This window comes from Janthinobacterium lyxosi (genome assembly GCF_051380665.1).
Classification (GTDB): Bacteria; Pseudomonadota; Gammaproteobacteria; order Burkholderiales; family Burkholderiaceae_D; genus Janthinobacterium.
This window is the reverse complement of sequence record NZ_JBNYXM010000015.1, coordinates 151,252-159,328: the sequence shown is the minus strand read 5'-3', so window position 1 is coordinate 159,328 and position 8,077 is coordinate 151,252. Positions and strand designations below refer to the sequence as shown.

Below are 8,077 nucleotides of genomic sequence, written 5' to 3'. Positions count from 1 at the left end.
AATTTGCCAGGAAATGGAGAGTGTCATCGAGCATAGCCATACAGGTTAACAGCTGGTCCGGGCGTTTACAAGCCCCAAAATAAAAATGCCGTCCAGTCTTAACTGAACGGCATTACCTCTTCGGAGGGGCTTTTTTATTGTCCTGATAATCTTGTCTTTTTGCCGCACCGCCGCCCTGCCGCGACTAGCGTATGAAAAGTCATACAGCGATGAGCCGCTGCGTCCAATATTTCGCGCAAGCACGCCAAGTTGCAACATCTAAACAACAAAAAATCTTCCTTAAATCAACAACTTAAGAAGTTGGCTACCAAATTCCCATTTCAGGCATATCCTTTGCTATGTACAGGTTTTGCTGCAAATAATCGCTAGCACGCAAGGGCTTGTTTTTGAGAAATATTGACTCCAAGCTTGAGTTGCTCGCTATCAATAATCCGCTCACAGCGGCGTTTCACCGGAGGAGTCAAAATGAAAAAGAAACGGCCATTAACCCTGTACATCCTGATTGCCATGATCCTCGGCATTGCCGTCGGCTATGGATGCAACACCGCCTTCCCTGATGCCAAGCTCAGCGCTCAGATCGCTGGCAATATTTCCATCGTCACCGACGTCTTCTTGCGCCTGATCAAGATGATCATTGCGCTGCTGGTATTTTCCACCCTGACGGTCGGCATCGCCCACATGGGCGACGGCAAAACGGCAGGCCGCATCGGTCTGAAAGCCATGTGCTGGTTCGTGGTCGCCTCGCTGGTCTCGCTGGCGCTGGGCATGGTGCTGTCGAACCTGATGCAGCTGGGTACCAACCTGGGCTTGCCATTGCCGGACGTACACGCTTCGACCAATTTGAAAACGGCTGCCTTCACCTTGAAAGATTTCTTCACGCACCTGGTGCCGAAATCGCCGATCGAGGCCATGGCCAACAATGAAATCCTGCAAGTGCTGGTGTTCTCGATCTTCTTCGGCGGCGCGCTGGCCGGCCTGGGCGAATCGGGCAAGACCCTGACGGCCGTCGTCGACCAGCTGGCGCAAGTCATGCTGCGCATCACCGGCACCATCATGAACCTGGCCCCACTGGCCGTGTTCGCCGCCATGGCCTCCGTCATCACCACCCACGGCCTGGGCGTGCTGGTCACGTTTGCCAAGTTCATGGGCGGCTTCTACCTGGGCCTGCTGTGCCTGTGGGCACTGCTGATCGGCGCCGGCTTTGTCGTCATTGGCCCGCGCATCTTCAAGCTCGTCGGCCTGATCCGCGAACCGTTCCTGCTGGCATTCTCGACGGCCAGCTCGGAAGCGGCTTATCCAAAACTGCTGACGGCACTCGACCAGTTCGGCGTGGACCGCAAGATTTCCAGTTTTGTGTTGCCAATGGGCTACTCCTTCAATCTCGATGGCTCGATGATGTACTGCACCTTTGCCGTGCTGTTCATTGCGCAAGCCTACGGTATCGACCTGTCGATCGGCACGCAGATCACCATGCTGCTGCTGCTGATGCTGACCTCGAAAGGCATGGCCGGCGTGCCGCGTGCCTCGCTGGTGGTGATTGCCGCCACCCTGAACCAGTTCAATATTCCGGAAGCGGGCTTGCTGCTGCTGATGGGTGTCGACCAATTCCTCGACATGGGTCGTTCGGCTACCAATGCGGTCGGCAATGCCGTCGCCACGGCCGTCGTCGCCAAGTGGGAAGGTGGCCTCGCCACCGAGGAAGAAGCCGCCGCGGCCAACGCCGCCAACCAGAACACGGAAAGCCATTGGGGCGAAGCTGACCACGCTAGCAAAGCCTGATAGCGCCATGGCCCGCCACAAGCGGGCCATTTATTTGTTGTCCATGTTGAGTAACAAGCAGTCAGGTAGTGCGATCAGTAGTCATTCCAACTTATTAGAGAGATTTTCATGAAAAAAGTCCTGTTTACCCTGCTGGCCCTTGGCGCAGCTTCCGGCGGCGCCATGGCCCAATCGAGCGTGACCATCTACGGCGTGGCTGACGCCGGCCTGGTGTTCGACAAGGATGCGGCTGGAGACCGCCTGAACCGCGTCGCCTCGGGCGTGGCCTCCGGTTCGCGCATCGGCTTCAAAGGCAAGGAAGACCTGGGCGCCGGCCTGGCCGCCACCTTCGTGCTGGAAAGCGGTTTCAATATCGACACCGGTACCTCGGGCCAGGGCGGCTTGCTGTTCGGCCGCCAGGCGTATGTGGGCCTGACCGGCAGCGCCGGCGCCGTCACCCTGGGCCGCCAATATTCTCCGTACTACCTGGCCCTGCGCGACGTGGCCGATCCGTTTGTCATTGGCCTGGCCGGCACGGCATCGAACATCATGGCGACGAATTACCGCGTCAATAACATGGTGCAATACAGCACGCCGACCTGGAGCCACCTGTCGGCCGACCTGGCGTATGGCTTTGGCGAAGTGGCCGGCGACAATGCGAAAAACCGCAGCATGGGCGGCGCCGTGCATTACATCGACGGCCCGCTGAACGTGACCCTGACGCATCACCGCAAGGAAAATTTGGTGGCGCAACAAACGCGCAACACTCTGCTGGCCACGCGCTACGACTTTGGCGTGCTGCAAGGCAACTTCGGCTACGCGGACAACCGCGCCATCGACGACAGCAAGAGCAACGACATCCTCGTTGGCTTCAGCGCCCCGTTCGGCGCCACCAAGCTGGTCGCGTCCTACATCCGCCACAACGACAAGAGCAACGCGAACCGTGACGCCCAGCAGTGGGCCATTGGCGCGTTCTATGCCCTGTCCAAGCGCAGCGACCTGTACACCGGTTACGGCCACATCAGCAACAAGAACGGCGCCACCTTCGTCGTCGGCAATGCCACCGACGATGGCACCGGCACCAGCGGCTTTAACCTGGGCATGCGTCATACATTCTGATCGCGGCTAGTTAGAGCGCAAGCCGCCGGATGCATGTCCGGCGGCTTTTTTATTTCCGCGATTACTTAAATGCGATACTGTGGGATCTTGCAAGTTGGCAGCTGATTTTATGAATAGCAGTAACAAACCCTCCCTTTCCTGGCGCCAGCGCCTGTCGCAACGATCGGGCCGCGAAACGCTGGCCTGGGGCGTGGTGCTGGCCGCCTGCCTGGCCACCGTCTGGCTCGTGTATTTCTGGACCGAACGCATCGCCATCGGCAAGCTGCAGGCCAGCGGCGCACAGCGCCTTGAGGTGTATGTCAGCAGTCTTGAAAATGCGCTGGAAAAATACGACTTCCTGCCCAAGACCCTGGAGCTGAACCGCGACGTCATCCGCCTGCTGCAGCATCCGGAAGACCCGGTGCTGGTCGATACGGTCAACCATTACCTCGAGCAAATGAATGCCCAGGCGAAATCGTCGACCATTTTCATCAGCAACCTCGACGGCAACACGCGGGCCGCCAGCAACTGGCAGCAGCCGGACAGCTTTATTGGCGACAATATCTCGTTCCGCCCCTACGCCCAGGACGCGCTGCGCGGCACGCCGGGCCGCTTCTATGGCGTGGGCACGACGCGGCTGGAGCCCGGTTACTTCTTTGCCCATGGCATCTACCAGAATGGCCACATGCTGGGCCTGGCAACGGTGAAGGTGAACCTGGAAAACCTGGAAAAACGCTGGGTGCAGGGCGCGGACAAGGTGATGCTGGCCGATGAGCACGGCGTGATCTTCCTCAGTTCCATGGCGGACTGGAAGTACAAGACCCTGGCGCCGCTGTCGCCCGCCATCGTCGAAGAGCTCAACCGCACGCGCCAGTATTACTCGAAACAGCTGGCAGCCATCCCCTTCGTCTCCGACCGCCAGTTGGGCAATGGCGCGCGCGTGATCAGCGTGCGCGAGCAGGAACACGCCGATACGCCACCGAAAATCAGCTCCAGCGTCATGACGCAGATCAAGCTCAAGTCGCCGCAAGGCTGGACTTTCATCTATTTGTCCGACCTGGCACAGGCCAAGGCCAGCGCGCGCGCGGCGGCCGCCTTCTCTTGCGTGCTGCTGGGCTTTTTCATGCTGCTGTTCTTTTACCTGCGCCAGCGCCGCGCGGCCGTGGCGCAAAAATTGCGCGCCCGCGAAGAACTGCAGCATGCCTATGACAACCTGGAAGCCATGGTCGAGGAACGCACCTCGGAACTCAATGCCATGACGCAAAGCCTGAGCCAGGAAATCGAGGTGCGCAGCAAGGCCGAGCAAAAACTCCACATCACGCAAAATGAATTGTTTCAAGCAGGCAAGATGGCCGTGCTGGGGCAAATGTCCGCCAGTATCACGCATGAACTCAACCAGCCGTTGACGGCATTGCGCACCATGTCCGACAATGCCGTCATCCTGCTCGAGCGGGGCCGGCTCGACGACGCGCGGCGCAACCTGGCGAAGATATCGCAAATTGCAGCCAGGATGGGCACAATTACGGGGCAATTGAAGATTTTTGCACGCAAGTCGACCACCAGCCTGACATCCGTGTCGATTCCCACGGCGATCAGCAATGCCCTGTTCCTCGTCGAACGCCGCCTGCAGGTCGAAAATGTGCGTTTCACCCTGCAACTGCCGCCCGAAGACATCTTCGCCATGTGCGAAAGCAACCGCCTGGAGCAAGTGCTGGTGAATCTGTACGCCAATGCGCTGGACGCCATGAACGGCAGCAACGTGCGCAGCCTGCGCGTGGCCGTCGAATGTACGCCCGAGCACGTGCTGATCCACGTCGCCGATACGGGGCCGGGCCTGTCGACGGAAGTGTGCGAACACCTGTTCGAGCCGTTCTTCACAACCAAGCCGCAAGGCCTGGGACTGGGCCTGGGCCTGGCCATTTCCGAACAGATCACGCGCCAGTTCGGCGGCGTGCTGCGCGCCGAAAACGCCCCCGGCGGCGGCGCCATCTTCACCATCGAACTACAGATTGCAACGCAGGAGGAAAAACATGTTTGACGGCTTGAAGGTCTTGCTGGTCGAGGACGACCCCACCGTACGCGAAGGCAGCGAGCAGGCACTGCAGCTGGCCGGCCTGGACGTGCTGGCCTTCCACTCGGCCGAGCTGGCCTATAAACTGCTGACGCCGGATTTTCCCGGCATCGTGGTCAGCGACGTGCGCCTGCCCGGCATGAGCGGCCTGGAATTGCTGCAAGCGGTCAAGACACTCGATGCCAACCTGCCCGTGATCCTCGTCACGGGCCATGGCGACATCACGATGGCCGTGCACGCCATGCGCACGGGCGCCTACGATTTCATCGAAAAACCTTATTCGTCCGAGCAACTGGTCGACGTCATCCTGCGCGCGCTGGAAACGCGGCGCCTGACGCTGGAGGTGCACAGCCTGCGCCGGCAACTGGAAGACGGCGGCGGCATCGAAGCGCGCCTGCTGGGAAATTCCGTGGCAATGCGCGACATACGGCGTTTGATACTCGACGTTGCCGACGAACCGGCCGACGTGCTGATTTATGGCGACACGGGAACAGGCAAGGAAATGGTGGCGCGCTGCCTGCACGACTTCAGCCACCGCCGCAAGCATAACTTCGTCGCCGTCAACTGTGGCGCGATTCCGGAAAGCATCTTTGAAAGCGAAGTCTTCGGCCACGAACCGGGCGCCTTCACGGGCGCGGCCAAGCGTCAAGTGGGCAAGATCGAGCACGCAGACCAGGGCACTTTTTTCCTCGACGAAATCGAAAGCCTGCCCCTGTCGCTGCAAGTCAAATTGCTGCGCGTGCTGCAGGAACGCTATATCGAACGGCTCGGTTCGAACGTGCCCACGCCCGTCGACGTGCGCGTCATCGCGGCGGCCAAGCTGGACCTGGAAGACTTGTCGCAGCAGCAGAAATTCCGCAGCGATCTGTACTACCGCCTGAATCTGATCGTGCTGCATCTGCCGCCGCTGCGCGAACGGCGCGAGGATATTCCCATCCTGTTCGAGCACTTCGTGCTGGCCGCCGCCGCCCGCTACAACCGCGCCGCGCCCGTGGTCTCCAGCGCACAGATGCGCAACCTGATGGCCCATTCCTGGCCCGGCAACGTGCGCGAACTGCGCAATATCGCCGACCGCTTCGTGCTGGGCATCGCCGGCGGTGCCTCAAGCCTGCTGGCGGGCGGCCAGGCCAGCCCCCTGTCACTGGCGGAGCAGGTCAACGGCTTCGAACGCGCACTGATCGAGCAGGAACTGCGCGCATATGCCGGCAACGTCAGCGAAGTGAGCGCAGTGCTGGGCTTGCCAAAACAGACCTTGTACCACAAGATGCAGAAGTACAACCTGGTGGCCGAAGAGTTTAGGTAAGCACGCCGACACGACCCGTGCGCAGTGGCACGGCCCAGTCGGGCCACCCGTTGGCCAGCGCCAGCCGGGCCGCCTTGTCCCAGTCATACTCCACCGCATGAAAGTGCGCCGTCCAGGCGCCGTCCGCGCCCTGTTCGGCGATGGCATAGCGCGCATGCGGCGTGCCATTTTCCATCGCGTGCGGATAACCATGGTCATCGTCGTAGGCTTGCAAGCCCACGCTGCCCGGATTGACGATCAGCCGGCCATCGGCCAAGCGCACCTGGCGCGGCATGTGCGTGTGGCCGCACAGGATCAAGGCCGCGTCCGCCTCGCCCGCGCGCGCCGCCACCTCGTCAGGCGTGGCCGCGCGGCTGCCTTGCGGCGTGACGCTGTCGAGAAAATACACCAGGTCGCTGGTGGGCGTGCCGTGCACGAGCAGCACGTCTTTGCGCAAGCGCAAGGTGGCGGGCAGCGCCGCGATCCAGTCCAGTTGCTCCGGAAGCAGTTGCGCGCGCGCATAGGCGTCCGAGACGCCCATGCGGGCAGGGTCGCCCAGCAGCTGGCGCTCGTGGTTGCCGCGGATGGTGGGCAAGGCGAGCGCCATCAGGCGCGCCGCCGTGGCGCGCGGCTGCAGATGGCCCGAAACGATGTCGCCCAGGTTGACGGTCACGTCCACGCCACGCCGGGCGATGTCTGACAGCACGGCGTCAAGCGCGTCCAGGTTGCCGTGGATATCGGAAATGACGGCGATTCTCATGCGGTGTCTCCTCTTCGTGCGCACCATTCTGCCCGCGTCCCGCGTTACAGGCAATGGCGGCATACCGGCCAGTCTGGCCGACTGGCCCGGCGTGCATAACCAGCTGTTACACACGGTAGGACAAATCCGACGGTAATTTGCGACGTGCGGCTACGTGATCCAAAAGTAACAATTGCTACCATTTCCTCATTGCATTGCACCTGTAGGCCGCCTCAGCGTCGCGGCCCACCCATCATCTTTCCGAGGAGTAGTCCCATGTTTGCCACGCCCGTCTCTGTCCGCCTGTCTCCACCACGTGTACGCCATCGCGCCTTGCGCAGCAGCGTGATGCTGGGCGTGCTGGGCATTGCCACGGCGGCCGCCACGGCGCGGGCCGAGCCATCGCCCGCCCTGGACCGTATCAGCATCTCGGTAGGCGCGTTTTCCGCCGATCCACGCATCAATATCGGCGCCGACACGCAGTTTGGCCGCATCGATGCACCCGAATCGAAGCAAAGCCACACCACCATCCCCCGCGTCAAGGCGGACTTGCTGATCGGCGACCGCCACGGCCTGGCATTCGACTACTACCGCTACGACAAATCCTACACGCCAAGCCTGACGGGCGAAACCATCATCAATGGCCAGCCCGTCACGGGCACGGCCACGGCGAATGCCGACCTGAAACTGGACCTGGCCAAGCTGGCCTATAAATGGTGGCTGGGCAGCGGCAACGACACCTTCGGCATCGGCCTGGGCGCCGCCTATTATCATGCCAGCCTGAACGGCACGGCCACCGGCGTCGTCAATGGCGAAACGGCCACGGCACGCGACTCCATCGGCGAGCACGCGTTTGCGCCGCTGCTGGAAGTGGGCTGGCGCCACGCCTTTACGCCGGACTTGCGCATGTATGCGGAGGCATCGGGCATCAAGAAAAATGGCGGACGCATCAACGGCCACATCTACGGCGGCAATATCGGCGTGGAATGGTTTCCGTTCAAGAATATCGGCTTCGTCGCCGATTACGGCATCTCGAAAATCAAGCTGCACCGCGACAGCGAGCGCGATGCCGACCTGAACATCCGCCTGACGGGACCGTCGGCGTATGTGAAAGTACGCTTCTAAACCG

6 protein-coding genes are annotated in these 8,077 nt (G+C 61.2%); 5 read left to right on the top strand and 1 reads right to left on the bottom strand.

The features are described 5' to 3' along the window. Positions 1-465 precede the first annotated feature (465 nt). From ACQ4WP_RS17755 to ACQ4WP_RS17740, 4 genes are all read left to right on the top strand, one after another. Positions 466-1,779 (top strand): dicarboxylate/amino acid:cation symporter, encoded by a 1,314-nt coding sequence (locus ACQ4WP_RS17755; RefSeq protein ID WP_436522860.1) that lies wholly within the window; start codon positions 466-468, stop codon positions 1,777-1,779. 108 nt (positions 1,780-1,887) lie between these two features. Beyond that, positions 1,888-2,877, top strand: a complete 990-nt coding sequence (locus tag ACQ4WP_RS17750) for a porin (protein ID WP_436522858.1) — start codon at positions 1,888-1,890, stop codon at positions 2,875-2,877. A gap of 109 nt (positions 2,878-2,986) precedes the next feature. After that, a complete protein-coding gene (locus ACQ4WP_RS17745; protein WP_436522856.1) occupies positions 2,987-4,894 on the top strand; it encodes a sensor histidine kinase in 1,908 nt (635 codons plus the stop codon). Then, entirely contained in the window at positions 4,887-6,230 is a 1,344-nt protein-coding gene (locus ACQ4WP_RS17740; protein ID WP_436522854.1) for a sigma-54-dependent transcriptional regulator, read from the top strand. Before ACQ4WP_RS17745 ends, ACQ4WP_RS17740 begins: the two co-directional genes overlap by 8 nt. Here ACQ4WP_RS17740 and ACQ4WP_RS17735 read toward each other — a convergent pair. Next, on the bottom strand, positions 6,223-6,969 hold the full coding sequence (locus tag ACQ4WP_RS17735; RefSeq protein WP_436522852.1) for a metallophosphoesterase family protein: 747 nt from the start codon (positions 6,967-6,969) through the stop codon (positions 6,223-6,225). The two genes, ACQ4WP_RS17740 and ACQ4WP_RS17735, sit on opposite strands and share 8 nt — an antisense overlap. A 255-nt stretch (positions 6,970-7,224) precedes the next feature. On the opposite strand from ACQ4WP_RS17735, the gene ACQ4WP_RS17730 reads away from it, so the two are divergent. Continuing rightward, positions 7,225-8,073, top strand: coding sequence for a porin family protein (locus ACQ4WP_RS17730; protein ID WP_436522850.1), 849 nt, complete (start codon positions 7,225-7,227; stop codon positions 8,071-8,073). Positions 8,074-8,077 lie beyond the last annotated feature (4 nt).

Coding starts and splice junctions, on each gene's coding strand:
- ACQ4WP_RS17755 (WP_436522860.1), top strand. CDS start 466: ATGAAAAAGAAACGGCCATTAACCCTGTACATCCTGATTGCCATGATC.
- ACQ4WP_RS17750 (WP_436522858.1), top strand. CDS start 1,888: ATGAAAAAAGTCCTGTTTACCCTGCTGGCCCTTGGCGCAGCTTCCGGC.
- ACQ4WP_RS17745 (WP_436522856.1), top strand. CDS start 2,987: ATGAATAGCAGTAACAAACCCTCCCTTTCCTGGCGCCAGCGCCTGTCG.
- ACQ4WP_RS17740 (WP_436522854.1), top strand. CDS start 4,887: ATGTTTGACGGCTTGAAGGTCTTGCTGGTCGAGGACGACCCCACCGTA.
- ACQ4WP_RS17735 (WP_436522852.1), bottom strand. CDS start 6,969: ATGAGAATCGCCGTCATTTCCGATATCCACGGCAACCTGGACGCGCTT.
- ACQ4WP_RS17730 (WP_436522850.1), top strand. CDS start 7,225: ATGTTTGCCACGCCCGTCTCTGTCCGCCTGTCTCCACCACGTGTACGC.